The sequence below is a fragment of the Bradyrhizobium sp. USDA 4502 genome (genome assembly GCF_054063355.1).
Genome location: NZ_JBSSGF010000001.1, coordinates 2011786 through 2035720, shown reverse-complemented (window position 1 = coordinate 2035720; position 23935 = coordinate 2011786). Strand labels below are relative to the sequence as shown.

Sequence of the window (23935 nt, the reverse complement as noted above, 5' to 3'; positions counted from 1 at the left end):
GATTCTCCTCGAGACGCTAGCTTGGTCGTGCGGTGGGCCGGTATGAAAAGCCGATGAGTGCCAGCAATGCGGCGACGAGTGGTGCGAACGACAGCATCAGGACGGTCGACCAGCCGAAGGACGACAGCAGCCCGCCCGACAGGAAGGAGCCGACGGTCATCGTGCCGAAGACCACGAAGTCATTGAGCGACTGAACGCGCGCCTTTTCCTCGGGACGATGGCACTCCAGAACCATCGCGGAGGCGCCGATGAAGCCGAAGTTCCAGCCGATCCCGAGCAGGCTCAGCGTCGCCCAGAAATGCACGACATCGATCCCGAGCAGGCCCACCGACGAAGAGGCCGCAATCAATACCAGCCCGACCGCGACGATCGCGGATGCGCCGAAGCGCGTGATCAAGCGGCCGGTCCAGAAACTCGGGGCGTACATCGCAATGACGTGCCACTGCAGACCGAGATTGGCCGATTCCTGAGGCAGCCCGCAGAGCTTCATCGCCAGCGGGGCTGCGGTCATGAGGAAATTCATGAGCAGGTAGGAGACGACCCCGCAGATCACGGCCAGGATAAAGCGCGGCTGCCGGGCAATGACAGCGAGCGGCCTTCCGGCGTTGAGATGCGTTGCAGTCAGCGGAGGAAGCTCAACGCCCGCCAGAATAACCGCGGAGAGCGCCGCAACCACCGCCTGGCCGACAAACGTCGCGGCAAAGAGGTACGGCGCCCACAGATTCATGGTGTGCGTCACAAGCTGTGGACCGATCACACCGGCGAACACACCGCCAGCCATCACGGCCGAGAGCGCGCGCGGACGCCGTTCAGGTGCTGCGCAATCGGCCGCCGCAAAGCGGAACGAGAGCACCACGGCCGCGTAGACGCCGCCAAAGAAGGTCCCGGCGCAGAATAGCGGGAATGACGCGTTGAGTACCGCCAGGACCGCAATCAAGCCTGCGAGGACGCCGCTGCCTGCACCAAGCAGGAATGTCGTGCGCCGGCCATAGCGCTGCGCGACAACGCCCGCCGGCAGCGTGCACAGAGCCATGCCGACGACAAAAACCGAGACCGGCAGCGTCGCAAGTGCCTTGGTGGGCGCCAGCATGTCGCCGACCACGGCCCCGGTTGCGTAGACGACCGTGGAATTGGCGCCTGCGAGGGCCTGGGCGACGGCAAGCCTTGCGACATTGTTGCGCTCGCGGCGAATGGCGGTCGGCGCCTCATGGCTGGGAACGGAAAAATTGAAGTTCACGCTGCGGCTTGCTCCGCCGTTAGATGTCCGTCGACGGGACGTCGCCGATCAGACCAGTGGCCGATCCACCGGGCCGTGGATCACCGCGTCGGAGTTAAGGAGAAATCGCTGGACTTTTCCTTCTACAGATTGCCAATTTATGTCGATGAAACGTCACATTTCGCCAGGGAACGCCGGCTGGAAGACGGTCGATGCCCCGCACGGCCTCGGATCACCGAAGCCTCTGATCGTTCGGGTGCAGTCTCTTCCTGCGAGGAGCTACTTCGCCGAACACAGTCACAGCTGGAATCAGTTGGTCTACGCGATCTCAGGCGCGCTCACCGTGAAGGCTGATGGACGGCGCGTCGTCATTTCTCCGGAACAGGCCGTCTGGCTGCCGGCCGGTACGAAGCATTCGGTCGGCTCCCTGATGGGAGCGGAATTCCGGAGCCTCTGGGTCGCCAATGCGGCCGGCCAAGGCATGACGTCCGGCACGACGGTCATCCATGTGTCCCCGCTCCTGCGGACGCTCATCGTGGAAGCCGCGTCGCTGAAAGGTGAGGATCGTCGCTACGCCGCTCGCGTTATCGCGCTCATCCTCGATCAGTTGCGGCGGGCGACGCCGATCTCGGCAGCGTTACCTTGGCCCACCCACCCGGGCCTGCTGGCCCTCTGTGAAACCCTCTACGCCGATCCTGCGAATCCGCGCCACGCCGAGAGATGGGGGCGTGAGATCGGCATGTCGCCACGAACCTTGACGCGACACTTCGAGCGCGAAGTCGGCATGAGCTTGCGCGCATGGCGTCAACGTCTCCGCCTGCTCAAGGCTATCGAATTGTTGGGCAGCGACCTGCCGATCACGGAGATCGCGTTGCGTCTGGGTTACTCATCGGCCTCCGCATTCATATTCATGTTTCGCTCTGAAATGCGGATTAGTCCCCTGCAACATCGACGCAGTCTGGGCCATGCTGCCAGCAGAGGGACTCCATCAAGGCGTCGATCCGAATCTCAAGATTCGCCCCGCCGGGCGCGCTGACCCTTCAGCCGTAGGGCGGCTCTCAATGGCGAGGTAGGCGCTAGCCGTCCCTGCCCCGTCATCCAGCGAAAACGACGACCATGATCGATCCCCAGGTCGTCAGCAGAATATTGGAGATCGGATAGGCGGGCGTGTAGCCGAGCACCACCACGGAGCTGCCCGAACGCTCCTGAATGGCGGCCATCGCGGCCGTGACCGTCTGTGCGCCGGTCAAAGCGCCGAGCATGAGGATGGGGTTCATGCGCAACACGAAATGGCCGAAACAGAAGCCGACGATCTGCGGCAGCAGGGTTACAAACATGCCACCCAGCAGCAGGCCGACGCCCGACTCCCGTATGGCGGAGAGGAAGACCGGACCGGCATGGATCCCGGTCAGGCCGACGAAGGCAGCCAGTCCGAGCGACGTCATCAGGCTGATGGCGCCATCGGGAATCCGGCCGAAATACGGCAGACGTGTGCGGAGATAGCCGACAAGAAGTCCAGCGAGCAGCGTACCGACGCTGGTGCTCAGCGAGATCGTGACGCCACCAATCGAAAAGCTCAGGAGCACGCCAACGAGGCCGCCGAAGAAGATCGCGAGCCCCAGCACCACGAAATCGATCGTGGTGCTGGGCGCAACGATGACGCCGATGCTCTTGGCCGCGTTCTGCACCACCGATTCAGGACCGACGATGCGAAGCATATCGCCGCGCTGCAGGACAACGCCGGCCGCGATGGGGAGAGCTTCATCGCCGCGGCTCAACGAACGCAAGTAGAGGCCGCGTGCCCAGCTCTGTTCCGACGCCTGCTGCAGACTGCTGCCTGCGAGCTCCGGGTTGATCAGGAACACGTCCGCCGAGATCACGGGGATGTCGAGCAGCTCGCTGTCCTCTACCTCCTCGCCGCGCGGTCCGATCAGTTCGACGATGGTCTGGCGCGGCGCCGACAGCGCGATGATATCGCCGGCCGCGAGCACCGCTCCAGGCTCTGTCTCCAAGATGCGCTCGCCGCGACGAATGCGGTGGATGAACACGCGTTGCCCGGGCACACGAGCTTCGGCGGCGTCCACCGACAATCCGGCGATCGCCGCCTGAGCATCCAGCCGGTAGGCACGCAATTCGAATTTGCGCCAGGCAGACGCCAGGCCGGGCTTGGCGCGCGTGATGCCCAAGGTCTGCTCCAGCTTGAGCGCCTCCGCCTTCAGATCGATCTTCAGCAGCGCCGGAACGATCAGGGTGCAGAATGTGATCACGCCGGCATAGCCGAAGATGTAGCAGACCGCGTCGGCCACCGCGATGTGCGAGACCAACAACGCGCGCTGTGCTTCGGTCACGGCGAGCCCATTGACTGCATCGGTTGCCGTACCCATCGCCGCGCTTTGGGTGAGCGCGCCCGACATGAGCCCGGCTGCAAAGCCGGCGTCGAGCCGCAGCACGCGTGCCACGACGATCGCCGCCGCAAGACCGGTAAGGCTCACGATAACGGCCATCAACATCGGCTTCAGCCCGTCGCGCTTCATCGCCAGCACGAATTGCGGACCGACCGAATAGCCGACCCCGAACAGGAACAGCAGGAACAGGAACGATTTGGTCATGCTTGAGACGGGCACATGCGCGAAATCGCCGACCGCGAGTCCTGCGAACAGCGCACCCGTCACCGGGCCGAGGCTGAAGGCGCCGATCTTGAAGCTTCCGATCCAGTAGCCCGCGGCGATCACCAGGAACAGCGCGAGCTCCGGATACCGAACGAGAAATTGCGCCAGCCAGGTCAACATCGTGTCAACACGGTCCCGCGCCGCGGCTATGTCATCATCATCACCAGCACCATGCCCCAGATCGTCAGCAGCGTGTTTCCGACCGCATAGGTGACGGTGTAGCCAAGACCGGGAATCTGGCTCTTCGCGCGGTCGTTGATCATGCCCAGCGAAGCGGTCGTGGTGCGCGCGCCGGAGCAGCATCCGAGCAGGATCGCGTCGTGGAACCGGAACACGTATTTGCCGACGAACATCGCCAGGATCAGCGGCACGGTGGTCACAACGACGCCCCAAAGGAACAGGCTGAAGCCGAGCTTTTGCAGGCCGGCGACAAATCCCGGGCCCGAGGAGATTCCGACCACGGCAATGAAGACGTTCAGGCCGACCGAGTTCATGAACCACACGGTGGGTGACGGGATGCGGCCGAAGGTCGGGTGCACGGATCGGAGCCAGCCGAAGAACAGGCCGGAGATCAGCGCACCGCCGGAGGTGGACAACGTCAGCGGCACGCTTCCGATCTTGTAGACGAAGGCGCCGACCAGGGCGCCGATCGCGATCGCAGCCCCGATGAAGGCGACGTCGGCAACATCGGTTGCGCGGTCCGGCCGGCCCAGCATCTTTGTGGTGGCAGCGACATCGGACGTGCGGCCGACCAGGGTGAGGATGTCGCCCCGATTGATCTTGGTGTTCGGCAGGATCGGAATCTCGGTCGCGATCGCCCCCCGGGCGATCTTGCGCAGGAATACGCCGCGAGCGCCCGGTTCCTTGGCCAGTTGCTCCAGCGTCTTGCCGTCGACGTCCTTGCTGGTCACGTAGACATCGACACCTTCGATCGGCACCGCCAGCAGCTCGCGATCGTCAACTTCCTCCGCCTGCTCGCCGATCAGCTGCACCAGCACATCGCGGCGCCCGGCGACGGCGACGACATCGCCGGCATGTATCACGGTGTCGGAGGTTGCCTCCACGATCTTGCCGGCTTGCCGGAGCCGGAGGACGAAGATGCGATGATCGGGAAGCAGCGCCTCGGCCTGCCCGACGGTCTTGCCGGCGACGGGTCCGCGCTCATGAACGCGATAGGCGCGCACATCGAACTGGTGCCAGGCCGTCCCTGGGCCGCCCAACTCCTTCTTGCCGCCATGCTCCTCCTCGTATTTCTTGCACGCGGCTTCGAGATCGATCCCGAGCAGCGCCGGTCCGAGCAGCGCCAGCACGATCGCCGACCCAACCGTGCCGAAGATATAGGTCACGGCATAGGCGACCGGCATGGCATCGAGCAGCTTCTTGGCTTCGTCCGCGGGCAGACCAAGGCGATTGATGGCGTCGGTCGCGAGTCCCATCGACGCGGAGATCGTCTGCGAGCCGGCATAGAGCCCGATCGCCGATCCGACGTCGTAACCGGCGACCTTGGCGCCGAGATAGGCGGACAGCAGACAGAAGACGCAGACCACGGCCGCGAAAATCGCCTGCGGGACGCCGTCCTGCGCGATACCGCGCACGAATTGCGGTCCGACGCCATAACCGATGGCGAACAGGAACATCAGAAAGAAGAACGGTTTCAGCGGCCCTGATATGGTGATCCCGATCTGGCCGATGATGACAGCGGCAACCAGTGTCGCGGTGACCGCGCCCAGTCCAAGCCCCTTATAGGTGAAGGAACCGAAATAGTAGCCCAGGGCCAGCGAGAGGAAGATCGCAATTTCGGGATAGGTGCGGAGCGTCTGGAAGAGCCAATCGATCATGATGTCACCCGTTCATGCTGTCCCGGGGCTTCGGCGTGCGACCGCTTCGATCTCGTGCGGGGGGTGCCGAAAAGGGCGAGCAACCGTATCGGTCGACATCAGACGGCGGTTGGCGAGCAGAATGTTGATCTATGTCAACCGCAACTGCGAGAGCCTCGCGATTTCATGATCTTGCCGACACTACGCACGTGCCGCGCACTTGCATCGTGAGCGACTATCCGTCGCAGCATCGCATCGCCTGCGCGTGACCGTTGACATAGATCAAGGCTCGTAACCCGTCGCCGATCATGCTGCGCGCGATTGCGCAGGCAACAGAGCCTGTCGCCTCCATTCCAACAGCATGCATCGCCCCGGGAGTGTCAAATGGCCGATCTTCTGACCCTGAAGAAATTCGAGGCGTTGAGCCCCTTCGAGATCAAGGACGAGCTGATCAACCTCGCCAAGAGCAATTCGAAGCGGAGCCAGATGCCCTTCCTGAACGCCGGGCGGGGCAATCCGAACTGGGTGGCCACGACGCCGCGCGAAGGCTTCTTCCTGCTGGGGCAATTCGCCATCACCGAGAGCAAGCGGGTGATGGAGCATCCGGCGGGCATCGGCGGCATGCCTCAGGCAAACGGCATCGCCGGCCGGTTCGAGGCCTGGCTCAAACAGCACAAGGACATGCCGGGCGCGAGCTTCCTGACCGAGATGCTGCCCTTTGCGGTCAAGAAGTTCGGCTTCGACCCGGACGCCTTCGTCCACGAGCTGGTGGATTCGATCATCGGCGACAATTACCCGGTGCCGGACCGCATGCTGGTGCACAACGAAAAGATCGTGCACGAATACCTGATGTGGGCGGTTTGCGGCGAGCCCCGGCCGGCCGGAAAATTCGACATCTATGCGGTCGAGGGCGGCACAGCGGCGATGTGCTACCTCTTCAAGTCGTTGAAGGCCAATCGGCTGCTGGTGCCTGGCGATACGATTGCACTGGCGACACCGATTTTCACGCCCTACATCGAGATGACGCACCTGGAAGACTACGACCTGAAGGTCGTTCAGATCAGGGCTCCGCAGGAAAACAAGTTCCAGTTCACCGACGAGGAAATCAAGAAGCTGGAAGATCCGAAGATCAAGGCCTTCTTCGTGGTCAATCCGTCCAACCCTCCGGGGATGGCGTTGAGCAAGGAGACGGTTGCCAAGCTGGCCAATCTGGTCAAGACCAAGCGCCCCGACCTGATGATCCTCACCGACGACGTCTACGGCACCTTCGTGCACGGGTTCCGTTCGCTGCTGGGCGAACTGCCGCACAACACCATCGGCGTCTACTCCTATTCGAAGTATTTCGGCTGCACGGGATGGCGGTTAGGGGCGATCGCCATCCACGAGGACAACATCTTCGACAAGATGATCGCCAAGCTCCCGGACGAGGCCGTGAAGGCGCTCGACAAGCGCTACGGGCCGCTCACGCTCGAACCGCGCAAGCTCAAGCTGATCGACCGCATCGTCGCCGACAGCCGCGACGTGGCGCTCAATCACACCGCGGGCCTGTCGTTGCCGCAGCAGGCGATGATGAGCCTGTTCTCGCTCGCCGAGATGATGGACGAAAAGAAGACCTATCAGGCCGCCTGCATGGAGATCGTCAACAAGCGCCTGTGGTCGCTGCTCGACGGCCTCGGGCTTGCCGACAAGCTGACCCCGAATCCGAGCTATGATGCCTACTACGCCCTGATCGATTTCGAGTTCTGGGCCCGAAAGAACATCGGCGACGAGGCGGTTGAATACCTGAAGAAGAACGTCCATCCGCTGGACCTCGCGTTCAGGCTGGCTGAAGCCCACGGGATCGTGCTGTTGAACGGCGGCGGATTCGACGCGCCCGAATGGTCGCTTCGCGTCTCGCTCGCGAACCTGCCCGACGATGTCTATGACGATATCGGGCGAGGCGTTCGGACCATCGCCAGAGGCTATCGCGACGCCTACGAAGCAGCGAAGGGCGCAGCCGCAAAGCGCTGACAGCGGCGCTTGCCGCACTTCGGACATTTGGTCCGGTAGCCGCCAAAACTAAAAGAAAGGCCCCGGCAAGAATGCCGGGGCCCAAATTACATCCATCCAGGGAGATCAGTATCTCGCGACGACCGGCCCGCCGAACCGATAGTTCAGGCGGATCGTCAGCAGATCCACATCCTGTCCGATCCGGTTGGCGGCGCCGGCCACGATGGGATTGACCACCGAGAACGTGTTGTTGGAATCGCCCATGAACAGACGGTCATATTCGAGCCCGACGGACCAGTTCGGGGTGAACCCGTACTCGAAGCCCACGCCGACGGTACCGCCCCAACGGGTCGATGTCGCCGACGCGACCCCGATTCCGCCGACCGTGGTAAAGATGTCATAGCGATTGCTGGTGACCGCTGCACCACCCTTCACGTAGAACAGCGCGGCATCCCAGGCCCAGCCGAGCTGGCCGGTGAAAAGGCCCAGTCCGTCGGTCTTCGTTGTCGTCGAGAACCTCGGATCGATCAGGCTGAGGCGCGAGCTCTTCAGGTCCGCCCAGTCACCCTGCCCTTCCAGGCCGAAGACGAACTGGCCGGCCTGCCAGCGATAGCCGAGCTGTCCGCCGAAAACGCCACCGGAGCGCGAGCTGCACCCGTCGGCCACGACACCTCCGACAGCGGGGATGAAGTCCCAGCAGGTGCGGCTCTCGCCCCAACCGCCGTTCGCACCGATATAGAAGCCGGTCCAGTTGTAGACCGGCGGAGGGACCGGCACAGGCGCCGCCTTGACGGCCATGTCAGCCGACAACGCCGGCGTGGCCATGCCGACAATCGCGGCGACAGAAAGCAAAAATCTCTTCATGGAATGATCTCCGGGTCTCTTCGCGTTAAATCGAGAACAGCAGTCCTTGCGCTCGCCCAATCGGGGCAGTGATCGAAGCCTAGATGTGAGTCACGAAAAGGCGCGTGCCAAAATGGCAACACTCAAGGGCAAACGAACACCGTGCTTGGGCTGTGCTTTCAACATTCGGTGCAGCACGAAGCTCGTGCTGCCGGAGAGGAAGCGCCGGAGCCGACTCACTGTTCGACGAGCCAATCGGCGATGTTATGCGAGGGGATCAATTGCCTGGGGAGGTGCGGATTGATGGTGCCGGCAAACACGACCAGCCCTTCGTCCAGTTTTGACCGTGCGAACGCCTTGGCTTCCGATTCGCTGGCAAATGTCCTGGTCTCGCGAGGACTGCGCGCCCTTCGAGCCAGCAGACCACGTCGGCGAATTTCATAAGTGACATACCAGATGGCCGACACCGCGACACCGGAGAGAGCGAACAGCCCTAGCGACACACCATCTTGCCAGTGGCCGCGCCTTGACCTCGGTCAAGCGCCCGGACCGTAAAAATACGGGAGCCGCGGCCGGCATTGAGAGACAGCCGGTTCGATCGGAAGCGCCAGTGAACCGCGACGAGCCTGCCGACCGTCGACATCGCCGGCTTCACCTCCGACCCGTGAAGGACAAGGATGCCGTCCAAGGCTTGCGCGATCGCAGCGACGATGGTCAGCGCCAGTTCTTTTGCATCGCATTCATCACGGTGTCTGTCTTGTGCGACTTGCAGTACTTGCCGATGACCTTGCCGTTTCGCTCGACGTAGCGAAAATCGACGACGGTCAGGTTCTTCGATGCGCTGAAATAGCCCGACATCCAGGAGCTGATCAGCATTTGTCTTTCCTGGTCCGCCTCCAGCAGTTGCTTGCAGGTAATGAGGGACAGATCGACGACGACTTGGGCTTTGGCCACGACGCTCGTGGCGAGGAGTGCAACGGTCGCAACGGCAAGAATCGATGGCTTCATTGTAGTCTTCCAATCCTGTTTGATCATTGGCCGGCCGTAGAGCGCTCAAGGCCGGCCATCACGGTCTGAGTGGGATTGGTCGCGCACCACGCCTTTACGCTTGCGACATTTCGCGCATACGCGTTGAGATCGACAAAGACGTATCCCTTCTTCTGATTGAACCAGCCGCTCATCCAGGCAGAAAATACGGAAGAATCGCCCGGGGACATGGCGAGGTATTGCGAGCAGGTTATCCGCGCCATATCGACGCTCGTCTGCGCTTGCAGCGGACCCGACAGCATCGCACCGGCAAGAGCCAGGCACACAGCGATTTTGTTCATTCGATTTCTCCCAAGCTCCATGCACAGTACTTTCTATCCACCGATCTGCACGCTCACTGACAGACAAGGACCGGAGTCCTTGCTTGCGTCAGCACCTTGTTTGTCACACTGCCGATGAGAAGCTTGGAGAGCCCGCTGCGCCCGTGCGATGACATAACGATGAGATCGCAGCCCTTGTCCTCGGCTGCCGCGATGATGGCTTGATGGGGTTGCCCGCTCTCGACCTGGCTTGTCTCGCAGGGAACGCCGGCCTCCCTGGCCGCGTGTGCGGCGCGATCCAGCGCGCTCGTGGCCTCTTCCTTGCGTATCTCGGCAAATCTCGCGAGCAGATCACGGTACCGCCCTCCTATTTCCGAGAGCGGCTCAACGACGAAGATGACCGATACTTTGGCTCCGAGAGATTTCGCCAGCGCCAACCCCTGCTTCACCCCTTGCTCCGCCAGTTCCGACCCATCTGTCGGAGTGAGAATGTGCCGGTACATGCCTCCACCTCCCGGTTACCTGGATGACCTATCGCCGCCCCGCCGAATGCAGGTTGAACCTGAGCCTCGGACCCGGCCTTGAGATAGATCAATCCATCGCTCAGCGCCGCACCCCGGACGCTGGTAGTCGCGCGGCGGAGGCACCTTCCACCTGCGGCCCATCTGAGGCAGGGCGAATCGAGCCCGAGCTCAGCGCAGCGAAATCGTGAGTCCGCCCAGATTGGCGGCGAACTCCAATCCCGCTTTCGGCCCTTTGAGCATGAGAACGACGCCGTGCTCATTGCGCAGGCTCACCCCGCCTACGCCCGCGGCCCACGCGCCGCCTGCCCCGACCAGCGCGTAACTGCCGGCGAAATCGTTGACGTCCCTGATGCCTGAGGCGGTGCCCTCCAGCCAAGTCACCGACGCACCGGCAGTCACGCCGAGGCTGAAGCCGGACGCGATGAACCGATAGTGCCGCCCGCGGTAGGTCAACGTGCCGCTGCCGCCGCCGCCGCCCACGACGAGCGCCGCCTTCACGAACTTGACCTGGACGTGGCCGACGGCCTGGGCGAAGCATGGCGCGACCAAGAGGACCATCGCGACAAGCGCCAGTACGACGGAACGAATCATGGATCGCGTCACTGCAGCCCCCTCCTCGCTCAGGGACTTGCCGGGTCCACTTTCTTCCAGGTGTGATCCGGATCGAAAACGATCATGCGCTTGGCGAGGAAATCGGTGCGTGAGCCGAGATCCTTCTGATAGACCGTGCCTGCGTGGTTGACCAGGAAGGTCATGACGCCGGAATTGCCGTATTCGGCGGGATAGGCGACCAGCGCGAATCCACCGATCATCTTGCCCCTCACGACATAGTTCAGCGCGCCGCCAGGAGCGTCGGAGCCCTGTGCCTTCAGGATCCGATAGTAGTAGCCGTGGTACGGCATGCTCTGCTCGCCGACCTTGTAGCCTTCCGCGGCGGCCTGGGCCGCCAGCTCGCCGAGCGGGCTTGGATCCTTGTCGTCGCGCCAGAACAACCCGTCCGTCTTGCCCGGCCTGCTGACGATGCGCTGGGCATAGGCGCCCACACCCTCGCCGCGATCCTTCTCTGCGTATTCGTTCTGTGCGTCGACATAGGCAAGAGAGGTCTGGATCGCGGCCAACTCGTTGCGGCCTATCCTGCGGTAGAGGATTTCGCGACGTCCCGCGGCGGCGTCGAAACTCCAGCCGTCATTGTTGTTGACGAGCGGGATCGGGAACGGGAAATCGTCCCTGCCCAGAATCAAGGTGGCTTTCTTGTTGCCATCAGCCTTGATCGAATGCTTGGCGTCGTAGGCAGAAAGAAAGCTCTCTCGCGCATTGGCGTCGGCGACATCGTCGCCCGACTCGATGATATCGGCGGCATCGCGGCCCAGCACCTTCAGCATCGCCCGACTGGTGCCGGTCTTGACCGCGGTTGCCAAGGCGGACGCCGCGTCTTCCGGATTGGGGAAGCCTTGCTGCGCGCGCGCCGGAGTCAGCAGCAAGGCGAGTGCTGTTGCCGTGGCCACGCCGATGGAGGCAATATGATCCAGTCGCGAGTACGAGGGGCCTGTCATCGTGATGCCTCCGACGGGGATGGAATCTTCGCGCCGGCGGCAAGCCAATCGTTGTAGCTGCGGAACTTGAGTCCGAGCTTGTCGTAATAGACCCTGAGATAGCCGTCGGCGCCGCGCGTCACCGCCGCCGGCATGACCTGCTCGACCTCCTGCGCCATCACGCCGACATAGGCTTTCCTGCTACCGAGATAGCTGAAGCGATAGTAGCCGAGGCCGTTGGCGAGATGTCCGAGCAGCTCGATATCGTGCTTGAGCGCGATGTCGGAGCGCCGTCCACCGCCGCCGCCGCCGCGAAAGCCACCGCCTCCGCCACCGCCGCGGAAGCCACCTCCGCCGCCGCTGAAGCCACCGCCACCACGGCCGGCAAAACTTGCGCCGCCGCCGCCGCGCGGCATGCTGGCCATACTCGATCGCCCGCGCGCCGATGCCGCCGCAGCTGCCCGCCCGGACGATACGTTCATGGCGCCACCGCGACTGCCACCGCCACGATTCGCCGCTGCTGCGCGGTTACCGGCATTGCCGCGGTTAGCGGCCTTGGCGCGATCGCCGCCGCCCTTGGCCTTGTTGCCGGCACCGGCGCGGTCGCCGCCCTTGGCGCGATCGGCGGCACCGGCACGGTCACCACCCTTCGCACGATCTCCGGCGCGGTCGCCTCCACGGTCTCCAGCGCGATCTCCCGCACGATCTCCGGCGCGATCACCCGCACGGTCGCCGCCGCGGTCTCCTGCCCGGTCACCTGCGCGATCAGCACCCGGGCCATCGCCGCCGGGCTTGAGGACCTGCTGACCATCGCGGCCGCGAAAATCCATCCGATCGCTGGCACCAGCCCGATTGGCGTTGCCGCCGAAGCGCTGCTGGACGTTGCTGTTGTTGTAGCGGACGCCCTGGCGATGCGCCGGATTGTGCTGCCAGCCATTTGCGATGTTGGTGGTCCGATGATTGACATAGACGTTGCGATTGCCCCAGTTGAAGCCGCCGCCCCAATAATTGCCCCAGCGCCCGATCGCCCAGCCGGCGCCGAAGGCAAGACCTGCCGCGATCACCCCGGCGCCGATATAGGACGGATAGCCGAAATAATACGGCGGATAGTCTGCATAGGGCCACGCGCCATAGACCGTCGCGGGATCGTAATAGGGAACGTAGACGGTGTTCGGATCGGTCTGCTCGATGACGATGACCTGCTTGCTCTCCTGGGTCTGGACGCTGACCTTCTGCTGCTTGGTCGTCACCAGCTTGTTGTTGGCCTGCGCCTTGCTGCGCAGCCGCTGGATCGCATCCATGACGTCGGGCTGCTGCGCCAGCACGGCATCGCCCAGATTCTTCGTCCAATCGATCTTGTCGCTCATCATCGCGAGCACGTCGGCGGTGCTGGTGAGCGCCTTCACGCTGTCATCCCAGGCCTGCTTGTCGACCTCGGCCTTCAGCGCATCCCCTTTCAGGCTCTTGCGCTCCTTGACCCAGCGATCGGCCTGCACGACCTCGAGCGGATAGGTCGACGCCGCCAGCACGTTGGCGAGCAGCGAGTCCGGGTAGAGCGCGATCGGCGCCACCAGGGCTTCCAGCTGTTCCGGCTTCAGGATCTGATCGGTCGGCTGGGTTGCCGCAGCCGGCTGGCTAGCCTGGGCGGGCGGGCTGGTCTGGGCGGGCGGCTTGTCAGCCGTTTGCGCGAATGCGGCAACGGACGTCACCGACACCAGCACAACCGCGAGCAGAATCTTGCCCCAACGGAACATCGCGACCTCCATCGACACCAACAGTCGACAGCATCGGCCACGATCCCCTCCCCTCCTTGATCGAGATCAAGGAAACTGTCCTTCGGCTCAGCTTTCGACTCAGCTTTCGACCTGGCTTCCGGCCTGGCCCGGCTGTCGCGACGCAAGGTGAATGCGGCGGTCGTGAATCAGGTTCTCGAGCCGATGGGCCGCAACGTTCACCGCCGTGACAGCGCGCTCGGCCTTGTCGTCCGCGACCGGCTGCTCGCGCTGCGTACGCAGCACCTGATCGATTTCGCGCTCGATCTCTTCGAGATCCGACACACGCCTGGCCATCCGAATTCGCCCTGCCAGTGCATAAAGCGTGTCGAGCGCCTCCTTCCGGCTCGGTGCCTCGCTCGAGCGGAGAAATTTCCACGCCGCCGCGAGCACCGACGCAAGCCCGCCTGCGATCATCGGCGCCAGGAAGATCGCATTGCCCCATTGATCGAGAAAGCTCTCCCTGGTCCCCTCATAGACCGCAGCCGCCCCGGGATGCACGGGAATGTAGGCGCCCGCGTCGGTATCAGGCGTAGCGATCTGGGAGAGCGCCGGCAGTTCGGCGAGCAACTCTCGCCGCGCGTTCATGATCGACTGCGTCAGGTCGCTGATCACGTCGTTCCCAAGCTTCTTCTGTGCTACCAAATAAAACGACGTCTGGAGCGTCGTCAGGTCATCAGCAGGAACAGGCGGCGAGCCGCGCAGGGTTCCCTTGGGTACGTCGAAGCTTTCGTAGGCGCGCTCTTTCTCGGCGATCGCTCCGGCGGACTCGATGGCGATCATCACCGGGCCGGCTCGCGTGGTGCGCGCGAAGACATTGCGCAGCAGCGAAAGATATCTTTCAGTCAAAGGCATGACGAGCAGGATCGCCCGTACCTCCTTGGTGTCGAGCGCCCGGCGCGCATCCGCGGGTGCGAGCGGCTTGAACGTCACGCCCGCGCGCGTCAGATCGTATTCGTCGGTCAGCACCTTGATCAGCTTCTGATTGGCTTCGGCGCCGATCACACCGATCGCGACGCGTTTCAACTCCGCCACGTCAGATATCGCAGCGCCGGGCGGCGCGACCAACAGGACGGTGGCGTGGGCCAACACGATCACGGCCTGGGCCTGCGATAGATCGCCGACGTCTCCACGGACGACCGCGAGGTCCACCTTTCCGGACGCGAATGCCTTGGCGGACTCAAGCGGTCCCGGCGTCTGGACCAGGCTGAGCCGGACTGGTGCTTTCGATTGGGCGAACTTTCCTGCGATCGCCGAGACCAGCCTCCCGGCCTCGCCGTCCAGCGACCCAACCGCGATCGTCAGGGTCGTCGGCCGCTCGTACCAGCGATAGGCGAACAGGCTTGCACCCCCCGCCAAAAGCACAAGGCCGGCCACCAGGGCGATGCGCAATGACCTCGGCAACCTGCTGGGATCCACGGCGCATCACTCGATCGGTTCGGCGCCAGCCGACAACGGTCCGGCGGCGCTGAGCCAGCGCGGGGAGCGGATGCCTCTAGATCTTGCAACGATGATAGTTGACCTCCATCCCCTCGATGCCCGGGAATTGGCGCGTAATGGTATCGTCGTCGACGGCCTTAAGGAAGAACTGCACATTCGATACCATGATTCCGGACGCACAACCGACGATGATGTTGATGGTCTGGCCGTCGTCCTTGCGCGATTTGATCTTGCAGTTCTCGAACTTGCTCCGGAGGCGATCGGGCTCGGCGATGAATCCGCCGCCATAGACGCCAGAGAAGTTCGTGAAGGTCAGCTGGTTCGCCCTGCCCTTGTGGGCGAACACTTTTCGGCATTGCTCGGCGCTCGTCGCCCAGGCGCCCGTGAGATCGAAAGCGTGCGCGTAACCCGGCAATCCGAAGATCATGCCCGTTACCACGATTGCGCGAAGCTTGCGGCCCGGCTTCATCTGCTGTCTCCCTGTTCGCGCCCGTCAGTGGCCACTGATCACCAGCGTCTTGATCGGCAGCAGCAGAGCCTGGATCCGAAGCAGCAATGCATGCACGAGGCCGGTCGCGTCGACGGCGTGCAGGACAAAGCCCTTCAACGCGCCGGTTTTCGGATCGGCAATCTCGTCATGGTTGCTGGTGTAGGCATTGACGATGCAACTGCTGCCCGGCGTCACGCCGTCAAGGCCGCCCTTGTAAAGCGGCTCGAGGAACACGAGGATCGAACCTGGCTGTTGCAGATTCTGCGGGTCGATCAACAGCTCGCTGGCCCGAAACTGGCCGGCGGCGATGAAATCCTGCACGCTGGTGACGACCAGCGGAATGATCACCCAGGGTTTCGACATACAGGTGGCTTCCGCGACCATGCCGGGCTTCATCACCTGGGCTTCGATCTGCCCGAAGCCCGCCTGCAACCTGTTGCGGCCCGCTTCGTCCGGTATCAGGATTCCGGCCGGCCGCATGATCTGGGCGACGAGGTCCCCGGGGCGAACGAGGAATTGCTCGACGCGGCCGTTAACGCCGGCACGGACGAAGGTCTTGTCGAGATCCACTTGCGCCTGCGCCCGCGCGGCCTCGGCGCTCGCCTTCTCGGCCGGCAACAGCGTGGAGACGCGCAACGTCGCCGACTCCCTGGCGGCGCTGGCGGCATCGACGCCGGACTGCCGCTGATCAACCAGAACCTGCAGCTTCTCGATGTCACGTTGCGGCACGATGCCGGGATTGCGACGCTGCAACTCGCTCTTCACCTCCAACTCGTCCTTGGCCTGCTGCAAGGAGGCCTTCGCCTCCCCGATCTGAGCGTCCGCCTTGACGACGTCGGCCTGCGCCGCGATCAACGACGCATCCACCTCGGCGATCTTTCGCTTGGCGGTCTCGAGCGCGGCCTCCTGCTTCGAACTGTCGAGCCGGAACAGAACGTCCCCCTTCTTCACCGGCGCGGTGAAGCCGACATTGACCTCGACGACACGTCCGGAGCCTTCGGGCAGGATCGGCACGGTCCTGAAGTAGATCGCCGCCGAGGTTGTCGAGGGATGAAAGTAGAAGATCATCGTGATCAGCGAGATCGTGAGCATCAGGCAGCCGGTGATCCCCCATCTCAGTTCATACCAGACAGAGAAGAACGTGATCTCCTTGCCGAACCGCTTGCCTTGCCGATAGCGGCGGTAGAGGTAATCCGGCAGGATCGTCACCAGCGAGCAGATCATCAGCTCAAGCATGGTTGTGCACCTCTTGCTTCGCGGGCGTCCGGACATCGGGACCGCCGCCAGGTCCGGATTCGGCTACCGGTTCGGCAGCGCCCGGCGTGGCGTCGGCTATGCGCTCGACGGAATCTGCGATGCTGCGCATCGGCGTGCCGAAATCCGGCAGGTCGATGAGTGCCAGCAACAGGCCGGCGACCCAGAAGATATGCATGTGGGTGAAAAGCGATATCAAGCCGAGAACGGCGACGATCTCAAACTGAAGTTTCTGGCTCTTGTGCGCCATGCGCTCCGGCAGGCTGTGCAGCTTCCAGTACAGAGTGCCAACCCACAAGACGGTGGCTACGAGGAAAATGCCCATCACCACCATCAGGGTGTCCGACCCGTCGGCGCCGGGAATGAAAAACGGCAGATGATGGGGGGCCGCCGGATGCATCTGTTCGCTCAAGCCAAGTCTCCCGGTCGCAATAACACCGCAGGCGAATCCTGATCGACACTGCTGACGATCCTATCGCGCTTGCTTGATCTGGATCAAGGAAGCCGGTCGGCTCATCCCTACCGTTCCGGGGGCAAGGTCGAAGATCGGGCTTAGGAGTCCCCAGCCATGCGAAACAAAATCGATGACCTGATCCCGAAGGCGCACGAGATCCAGAAGCAGGCAGCGCTCAAGGAAGCGGAGAAGGCCGAGGAGCATGCCAAGCGTGCGGCTGCTATCGAAGCCGAGAAGCGCGCGTTGATCGAGCGGCTGAGCAAGCCCTCGGGGCTTACCGAGGACGAGAAGGTCAAGCTCGCGTCGACGGTGATTCAGCGGGCGGTGCGCAATGGCTTGAGCGAGGTCCAGGTCTATCGCTTCCCGAACTCGCTGTGCTCCGACAAGGGGCGAGCGATCAATCAGATGGAGGCCGGCTGGGAGAAGACGCTGACGGGTATCCCTAAGGAAATATACCAGCTTTGGGCTGACTACCTGCAGCCGCGCGGCTACCGCATCCGCTATCAGATCGTCGATTACCCCGGCGGCATGCCCGGCGATATCGGAATCGTCATTGCCTGGGGCGACTAGTTGAAAACGATGGACGGATATCCATGGCGAAAGACAAGCCGACCGAGAAGATGAAGCGCAAGGACTATGAGGAAGAGCTGCAGAAGCTGCAGGCCCAGCTCTGCCAGCTCCAGGATTGGGTACAGGCGAACAAGCTCAGGGTCATCATCCTGTTCGAGGGACGCGATGCGGCCGGCAAGGGCGGAACGATCAAGGCCCTGACCGAGAAGGTCAGCCCGCGCGTGTTTCGCGTGGTCGCCCTGCCCGCGCCCTCGGATCGTGAGAAGTCCCAGCTCTTCATCCAGCGCTACATGCAGCAGTTTCCGGCGGCCGGCGAGATCGTGATCTTCGATCGCAGCTGGTACAATCGCGCGGGCGTCGAATATGTGATGGGTTTCTGCACGCCGGCGGAGCACAAGCGATTCCTTTCCCTCTGCCCGCAGATGGAGCAATACATCATCGAGGGCGGCATCATCCTGATCAAGCTGTGGCTCGAGGTCGGGATGGAGGAGCAGGAGCGCCGCTTCAGGGCACGGATCGACGATCCGATGCGGCAATGGAAGCTGAGCCCGATGGACACCGAATCCTACCGCCGCTGGTATGATTACTCCCGTGCGCGCGACCTGATGTTCAAGGCGACGAGTTCGAAGCACGCGCCCTGGAACGTCATCCGTTCCGACGACAAGCGGCGGGCGCGGCTGAATTGCATCTCGTTCCTGCTGAAGACAATTCCTCACGGACGGGTCAAGCGCGACACGGTCAAGCTCCCCAAGCGCTCCAACAAGGGTCGCTACAACGATCAGGCCGGACTGCGCGGAATGAAGTTCGTCGAGGAACGCTACTGAGAGGACAGGCCGCGCAGGGCGCGCGGCCGGCCTCCCTTGGACCTACTTCAAGCGGATGGAAACCCCGCCCACGGCGGCCGAGACTTCGGCGCCGACCTTCGGGCCGCTGAGCTGCAGGATCACGCCATTGGCGTTCTGCAGCTGCACGCCGCCGGCGCCCGCGGCGATCGCCCCACCGGCGCCTGCCGCGCTGTAGGAGCCTTCGATCGAGGCAGGCCCTCTGAGATTGAGGGCGCGCCCGACCAGCTTGGTGGTCGAAGCGCCGATCGTGAAGCCGACGCTCATGCCCGACACCGTGAACGGATAGTGCTTGCCGCGCAGCGTCAAGACGCCCTCGCCGCCTCCGACACCAACGATGAATCCACCCTTGGTGAAGATGACGGCGACCGAGCCGGTTTCAGCCAGTGACGGCGTGCTGAAGCCGGCCAATCCAACCGCCAGCATAGCAAGAGCTCCGATCAAACTCACTTTCCTCATCATGTCCCTCCAGGAACCGGTTGCGTTACGCCTCGTTGCGCAAGACTCTTCGCCGCAAGAATGCGAAGACGCCTTGCGGACTCTCCTTCGTCTATGATGCAGCCTTGAACTTCGGCGCAGCCGCTCGCGGCTTGCCCATCCTGGCCAATGCCTCGGTCGTCACGAGCTTCAGGCCCTCGGCCGCGTCGTAGCCATGGATCTCCTTCACATCCAGCTTGCGCATGAAATCGATGGTCTCCTGCGTGATGACCTGGCCAGGGACCATGATCGGGAAGCCCGGCGGATAGGGAATCACGAAGTTGGCGGAGACGAGAGCGGGCCCGTTCTTCAGGCGCCTGTCGATCTCGGGATCGTGCAGGCGAATATATTCGCATCCTGCCGCGTCATAGGCCGAATAGAATCCGCCGCGGATGTCGCCCTCATTCGTCTTCGCGCCGGCATCGCCGCGATAGGCGTCGTGGAAATGCGAGAAGTTCGGCAGGTCGGGGACGTCCTTCATCAGGCTGTTGACCCGCATGTCGAAGTCGACCCTGGCGTTTGCGCCGCCCTTGGTCAGGCCGCGATCGATTTCACCGGAGATTTCGGCCAGCACCCGGACGAGATGCGCGACGTCGCTCCGGGTATTGTTGATGTTGGACTGGATCAGGACCGAGTTGCGCGAGGTCTTGTTGACCTGGATGTTGTAGCGGCTGGCGAGCAGCCCCTTGAACGACGTTCCGTCGTACCCGGCCGTGCCGCAGACCAGCGTCATGCGGGTCGGATCGAGGCAGAACTCGTCGTCGTTCAGGCTCTTCAGGGCGCTAGCCCAGTTGGTCCCGGCCGCCAGATAGTCGGTGAATCCGCTCTCGCGGTATTGCTTCGGCACCATGGCATCCGCGCCAAGAACGCGGAAATATCGCGAAATCAACGGATTGGTGTTGACCGCGTTGCGGATGGCGAACGCGATCTCCATGGCATTGGCCACCAGTCCATATCCCTCGAGCTCCATCTGCCGGCGCGAGACGTCGAGGCTCGCGATCAGCTGCTGGTTCGGGCTGGTCGAGGCGTGCGTGAATACGGCCTCCTTGAACTGCGCTTCGACGGTGTGGAATTCGATGTCCTTGACCGCCAGCATCGAGCCCTGGCGGATCGCCGACATCGACTTGTGCGTCGAGTTGGTCTGGTAGACGCGCAGCCGGATCTGGCGCGGATCGGGGATCAGCCTGGTCTTGAGCAGAACCTCGTCGGACGGATTCTTGCCGAGCTCGGCCTGCTGTTTCTCATAGGCGGCGACCGACTTGGGATCGCGCATCCAGGCTTCGATCTCATTCGCCGCGCCCATCGCGGTTCGCCGCCTCAGGAACGGCGAAAACCGCGCGAAGCCGAACCAGGCCTCGTCCCAGAGGAAGATCAGGTCAGGCTTGATCGCGAGGCATTCCTCCATCACCCGCCGCGTGTTGTAGATGTGGCCGTCGAAGGTGCAATTGGTCAGGTCGATCAGCTTGACCCGGTCGAGCCGGCCATCCGCCTTCGCGTTCAGAAGTGCCTGCTTGATCGTCTGTAGCGGCACCGCGCCATACATCGAGTATTCCGTCATCGGGAATGCCTCGACGTAGAGCGGCTGCGCGCCGGCCAGCACCATGCCGTAGTGGTGCGACTTGTGGCAATTGCGGTCGACGATTGCGATGTCGCCGGGACCCAGCAGCGCCTGCACCGCCATCTTGTTGGATGTCGAGGTGCCGTTGGTCACGAAGTACACGCGGTCGGCGCCGAGCGCGCGCGCGGCCTTCTCCTGTGCCTTCTTGATGTTGCCGGTCGGCTCCAGCATGCTGTCGAGGCCGCCGGTGGTCGCGCTGCTCTCGGCAAGGAACAGGTTCAACCCGTAGAATTCGCCCATGTCGCGGATCCAGTCCGACTTGAACACGGACTTGCCGCGCGCGATCGGCAGCGCGTGGAAGGTGCCGATCGGCCGCTGCGCATATTTCTTCAAATTGTCGAAGAACGGCGTGTCGAAGCGATCCTGCACGCCCTCCAGAATTGAAAGGTGCAATTCGAGGATATCCTCGACCGAGTAGAACACCCGGCGCACCACATCGGCTTCGGGATTGCCGGCCAACTCCTCGACGTCGCGATTGGACATGAGGTAGAGGTCAAGCTCGGGACGCACCCGCTTCAGGATATGGGCCAACCGGAGCGCGGACGCATCGGACTCGTCGTTCAGCCCCATGGCGCTGGTCATGGCGCGAAGCACCGGCGCATCGTGGCGCGAGCGCAGCCCGAAACCTTCATTGATCACCACCGCCGCAATATTGGGGTTCAGCATTGCTGCGCAGAAGGCGTCCTCGAGGTTGCCCACGACCACAGGCTCATAGATGAAGGCGTCGACCGGACGCCGCAGCTTGCGCCATTCCGCCAGGAGCCCGGGCCAGTTGCTGGCCGGCACCCCGGTCACGATCAGGGTCTCGAAGTAAGGACGGCGCGCCGCCGATTGTCCGAGAGTTGGGGGAAGCAGATCGGGAACGTCGCCATTGCCATCGTCCTGCGTGCTCCAGTCACCTGCATGCTGGCGGAAGGATTTTGTCTGAAGTGCCTGGGCGATCCGCGTCGCAAGCATATGCGAGGTGGCGGCGTCGCCGGCCGCCGCGGCCTCCTTCAGCGCCGCCATCAAACCAAGGCCCGGATAGCCGTGAAATTCCTCCGTCACCGCAAGCGCCGACAGCGCCGCGTCATACGCCGCACGGTTGCCGCCCCTGCTCCATACCTTCGCCGCCTCAACCAGATCGCGCCAATTGTCGGCTCGTCCGCCGGGCCCGGAGAAGAACTGGTCGATGCGCTGCTGTGCCGGCTTCGCCTCGTTGGCCATGAGTGTCTCCCGATCTCGTGATCTCAGCGCTGGTTCTGTCCAATCGTACAAACCGGGCCCATTGCGCCCTTTGATCCAAGTCAAGCTGCAAGCTGGATTGAGACAGCCCCCCAGGCGCGCGTGATCGCGACGTCTTGCGGCGCAACAAGGCCGGATTGTCGCAGCAGTCCGTACGGCCGCGCACGCTAGATGCTTGCCCGCGGCTTCCTGTTGCTCAATACGCTGTCGAGCGTACGCGTCCAGTCGCCGCTGTCGGTCTTGTCGGCAAGACCGTCCGCCCGAAGCAGATCCCGCAACTGCGCGTGCGCACCCACGATGCAGAATGTGATCTGGCGCGATGCGAGCTCCTGATGAAGGTCGTGCAGCATGCGCGAGCCCGCAAGGTCGATGAACGGCGAGGCCGACAGGTCACAAGCCACCAGCTTGACGTCGGGCGACGTCCGAAGCGCCGCCAGCACCGTTTCCAAGATCGTCTCGGCATTGACATAAAGCAGCGAGGTCTCCGGGCGGAACGCGATGATCCCGGTCAGGGGCTCGACGTCATCGTGTCGCGCCCGGTCGGAATAGCGCCCGCTGCCGGCTTGACGGCCCAGAAACGCGATATTGGGCTGGGAAGCCCGCAACAGCAGCAGGAAGATCGAGGCGACGGCCGCCAGCAGCACGCCCTGCAATATCCCGAGGAACAGCACGGACACCAGCGCGATGATAGCGGCATAGAAATCGATCCGACTGATCCGCCACATTCTGGCGAGCGCCGGAATATCGACCAGTTTGTAGACGGCTGAGAAAACGATCGCGGCGAGCACGGTCTTCGGCAGATTGGTCAAGAGGCCCGTGAAGAACAGCAGGCAGAGCGCGAGGGTTGCCGAACAGAACACCAGCGCCAGCGGCGTGCGTGCGCCGGCGGCGTCATTCACGGCCGACTGCGACAACCCGCCGGCGACGGGATAGCCATGCCCGAAGGCTGCGGCGAGATTGGCCGCGCCGAGTCCCAGAAACTCCTGCCTGACATCCAGCGGGTAGCCGTGCTTTGCCGCAAAGCTGCGCGCGGCAGACACCCCTTCCACATAGGCCAGCACGAGGCATCCGGCAGCGATCGGAAAGAGATCGTCAAATTCGAGCAGACCAAATGTCGGGAGCGACATCGTCGGCAACCCGGTCGGGATCGGCCCGGTCACCGGCAGTCCCATTTGCGCGAGCCCGAGCGCGGAGGCCATCAGGATCGAGAGCGCGACCACCGCCAACCCGATGGGCTTTCCCGGCAATCTCTTCTCGCCGAGCAGGAGCAGCACCGTCGCAGTCACACCGAAGCCGAGTACCAGCGGCCTGGTATCGCCCAGCTGGCCGGCAAGCTTGATCACGCGGTCGAAGAAGTTGTGGCCGCCTCCAGCGACGCCGAACAGGCTGGGCAGCTGGCTCATGATGATGGTGAGCCCCGCTCCGGCCTTGAAGCCCACCAGAATACTGTCGCTGATCAACCGCACCAGCACGCTGAGCTTGAACAGCCAGGCAATCAGGCAGAGCACTGCGACGCTGAAGGCCACGAGACTGGCAATCTGCCCATAACGCGTGGCGTCGCCGCCGGCCAATATGCCGACGGCGCCGGCGATCATCAGCGAGATCGCCGACGTGGGCCCGACCGCGAGCTGCCGGGACGAACCCAGCAGGGCGTAGCCCACGCCGCCGAGCAGATAGCCATAGACGCCGATCTGCGGCGGCAGACCCGCAAGCCCCGCATAGGCCAGCGACACCGGGATCGCGTAGGCCGCCAGCGTGACCCCGGCGATTGCGTCCGCCCCAAGCCAGGATGCGCGGTAGTCGGCGAGCCAGTTCGCCGGCGGAAACCAGCGCATCCAACTCGTCTCTGCCTGGATCGACATCAAGCCCGCCGTATGACGCCACAATGGTCGCATGT

23 protein-coding genes are annotated in these 23935 nt (G+C 63.4%); 5 read left to right on the top strand and 18 right to left on the bottom strand.

The features are described from left to right. Positions 1-16: 16 nt before the first annotated feature. On the bottom strand, positions 17-1192 hold the full coding sequence (locus ACVW1B_RS08970) for an MFS transporter (protein ID WP_456823017.1): 1176 nt from the start codon (positions 1190-1192) through the stop codon (positions 17-19). Positions 1193-1226: 34 nt separating this feature from the next. On the opposite strand from ACVW1B_RS08970, the gene ACVW1B_RS08965 reads away from it, so the two are divergent. Beyond that, positions 1227-2252, top strand: coding sequence for an AraC family transcriptional regulator (locus ACVW1B_RS08965; protein ID WP_456821548.1), 1026 nt, complete (start codon positions 1227-1229; stop codon positions 2250-2252). 58 nt (positions 2253-2310) lie between these two features. On the opposite strand, the gene ACVW1B_RS08960 is transcribed toward ACVW1B_RS08965, so the two are convergent. Further along, on the bottom strand, positions 2311-3948 hold the full coding sequence (locus tag ACVW1B_RS08960; RefSeq protein WP_456823016.1) for an aspartate-alanine antiporter-like transporter: 1638 nt from the start codon (positions 3946-3948) through the stop codon (positions 2311-2313). On the opposite strand from ACVW1B_RS08960, the gene ACVW1B_RS08955 reads away from it, so the two are divergent. Beyond that, positions 3841-4095 (top strand): hypothetical protein, encoded by a 255-nt coding sequence (locus ACVW1B_RS08955; protein WP_456823099.1) that lies wholly within the window; start codon positions 3841-3843, stop codon positions 4093-4095. The genes ACVW1B_RS08960 and ACVW1B_RS08955 overlap by 108 nt on opposite strands. Here ACVW1B_RS08955 and aspT read toward each other — a convergent pair. Then, entirely contained in the window at positions 4032-5723 is a 1692-nt protein-coding gene (gene aspT / locus ACVW1B_RS08950; protein WP_057017161.1) for an aspartate-alanine antiporter, read from the bottom strand. The two genes, ACVW1B_RS08955 and aspT, sit on opposite strands and share 64 nt — an antisense overlap. Before the next feature lie 363 nt (positions 5724-6086). Here aspT and aspD point away from each other — a divergent pair, with 363 nt between their 5' ends. Beyond that, complete coding sequence (gene aspD, locus ACVW1B_RS08945; protein ID WP_456821547.1) at positions 6087-7712, top strand: aspartate 4-decarboxylase; 1626 nt, start codon at positions 6087-6089, stop codon at positions 7710-7712. Positions 7713-7817: 105 nt separating this feature from the next. Here the strand turns inward: aspD and ACVW1B_RS08940 are convergent, their stop codons facing one another. The 12 genes from ACVW1B_RS08940 to ACVW1B_RS08885 all read right to left on the bottom strand — a co-directional run bounded on the left by ACVW1B_RS08940 (position 7818) and on the right by ACVW1B_RS08885 (position 17265). Then, complete coding sequence (locus ACVW1B_RS08940) at positions 7818-8555, bottom strand: outer membrane protein (RefSeq protein WP_456821546.1); 738 nt, start codon at positions 8553-8555, stop codon at positions 7818-7820. 215 nt (positions 8556-8770) lie between these two features. Next, positions 8771-9037: a hypothetical protein gene (locus tag ACVW1B_RS08935; RefSeq protein WP_456821545.1), complete on the bottom strand. Its 267-nt coding sequence runs from the start codon at positions 9035-9037 to the stop codon at positions 8771-8773. 211 nt (positions 9038-9248) lie between these two features. Beyond that, positions 9249-9542, bottom strand: coding sequence for an HdeA/HdeB family chaperone (locus tag ACVW1B_RS08930; protein ID WP_256528091.1), 294 nt, complete (start codon positions 9540-9542; stop codon positions 9249-9251). 23 nt (positions 9543-9565) lie between these two features. Beyond that, the gene (locus ACVW1B_RS08925) at positions 9566-9862 is read right to left on the bottom strand and encodes an HdeA/HdeB family chaperone (protein ID WP_456821544.1); all 297 of its coding nucleotides are present in this window, start codon (positions 9860-9862) and stop codon (positions 9566-9568) included. 53 nt (positions 9863-9915) lie between these two features. After that, a complete protein-coding gene (locus tag ACVW1B_RS08920) occupies positions 9916-10344 on the bottom strand; it encodes a universal stress protein (RefSeq protein WP_456821543.1) in 429 nt (142 codons plus the stop codon). Between the two features lie 189 nt (positions 10345-10533). Further along, positions 10534-10956, bottom strand: coding sequence for a hypothetical protein (locus ACVW1B_RS08915; protein WP_456821542.1), 423 nt, complete (start codon positions 10954-10956; stop codon positions 10534-10536). Between the two features lie 29 nt (positions 10957-10985). After that, a complete protein-coding gene (locus ACVW1B_RS08910; protein WP_456821541.1) occupies positions 10986-11918 on the bottom strand; it encodes a DUF2950 domain-containing protein in 933 nt (310 codons plus the stop codon). Beyond that, positions 11915-13651 (bottom strand): DUF3300 domain-containing protein, encoded by a 1737-nt coding sequence (locus ACVW1B_RS08905; protein ID WP_456821540.1) that lies wholly within the window; start codon positions 13649-13651, stop codon positions 11915-11917. Before ACVW1B_RS08905 ends, ACVW1B_RS08910 begins: the two co-directional genes overlap by 4 nt. Before the next feature lie 99 nt (positions 13652-13750). Next, complete coding sequence (locus ACVW1B_RS08900) at positions 13751-15061, bottom strand: TAXI family TRAP transporter solute-binding subunit (RefSeq protein ID WP_456821539.1); 1311 nt, start codon at positions 15059-15061, stop codon at positions 13751-13753. Positions 15062-15164: 103 nt separating this feature from the next. Beyond that, positions 15165-15578 carry a hypothetical protein gene (locus tag ACVW1B_RS08895; protein WP_456821538.1) on the bottom strand — a complete coding sequence of 138 codons (414 nt, stop codon included), beginning with the start codon at positions 15576-15578 and terminating at the stop codon, positions 15165-15167. 24 nt (positions 15579-15602) lie between these two features. Beyond that, positions 15603-16835, bottom strand: coding sequence for an HlyD family secretion protein (locus ACVW1B_RS08890; RefSeq protein ID WP_456821537.1), 1233 nt, complete (start codon positions 16833-16835; stop codon positions 15603-15605). After that, positions 16828-17265, bottom strand: a complete 438-nt coding sequence (locus ACVW1B_RS08885) for a hypothetical protein (RefSeq protein ID WP_194295332.1) — start codon at positions 17263-17265, stop codon at positions 16828-16830. The genes ACVW1B_RS08890 and ACVW1B_RS08885 overlap by 8 nt, the downstream gene beginning before the upstream one ends. A gap of 156 nt (positions 17266-17421) precedes the next feature. Between ACVW1B_RS08885 and ACVW1B_RS08880 the strand changes: the two genes are divergently transcribed. Both ACVW1B_RS08880 and ppk2 read left to right on the top strand, forming a co-directional pair. After that, positions 17422-17877, top strand: a complete 456-nt coding sequence (locus tag ACVW1B_RS08880; protein ID WP_057017151.1) for a hypothetical protein — start codon at positions 17422-17424, stop codon at positions 17875-17877. Positions 17878-17900: 23 nt separating this feature from the next. Continuing rightward, a complete protein-coding gene (ppk2, locus tag ACVW1B_RS08875) occupies positions 17901-18701 on the top strand; it encodes a polyphosphate kinase 2 (protein WP_456821536.1) in 801 nt (266 codons plus the stop codon). 42 nt (positions 18702-18743) lie between these two features. On the opposite strand, the gene ACVW1B_RS08870 is transcribed toward ppk2, so the two are convergent. The 3 genes from ACVW1B_RS08870 to ACVW1B_RS08860 form a co-directional block, all read right to left on the bottom strand. After that, the gene (locus ACVW1B_RS08870) at positions 18744-19178 is read right to left on the bottom strand and encodes a hypothetical protein (protein WP_456821535.1); all 435 of its coding nucleotides are present in this window, start codon (positions 19176-19178) and stop codon (positions 18744-18746) included. A gap of 91 nt (positions 19179-19269) precedes the next feature. Then, the gene (locus tag ACVW1B_RS08865) at positions 19270-22020 is read right to left on the bottom strand and encodes a decarboxylase (protein WP_456821534.1); all 2751 of its coding nucleotides are present in this window, start codon (positions 22018-22020) and stop codon (positions 19270-19272) included. A gap of 185 nt (positions 22021-22205) precedes the next feature. Next, positions 22206-23900, bottom strand: a complete 1695-nt coding sequence (locus ACVW1B_RS08860; RefSeq protein WP_456821533.1) for a SulP family inorganic anion transporter — start codon at positions 23898-23900, stop codon at positions 22206-22208. Between the last annotated feature and the right edge of the window lie 35 nt (positions 23901-23935).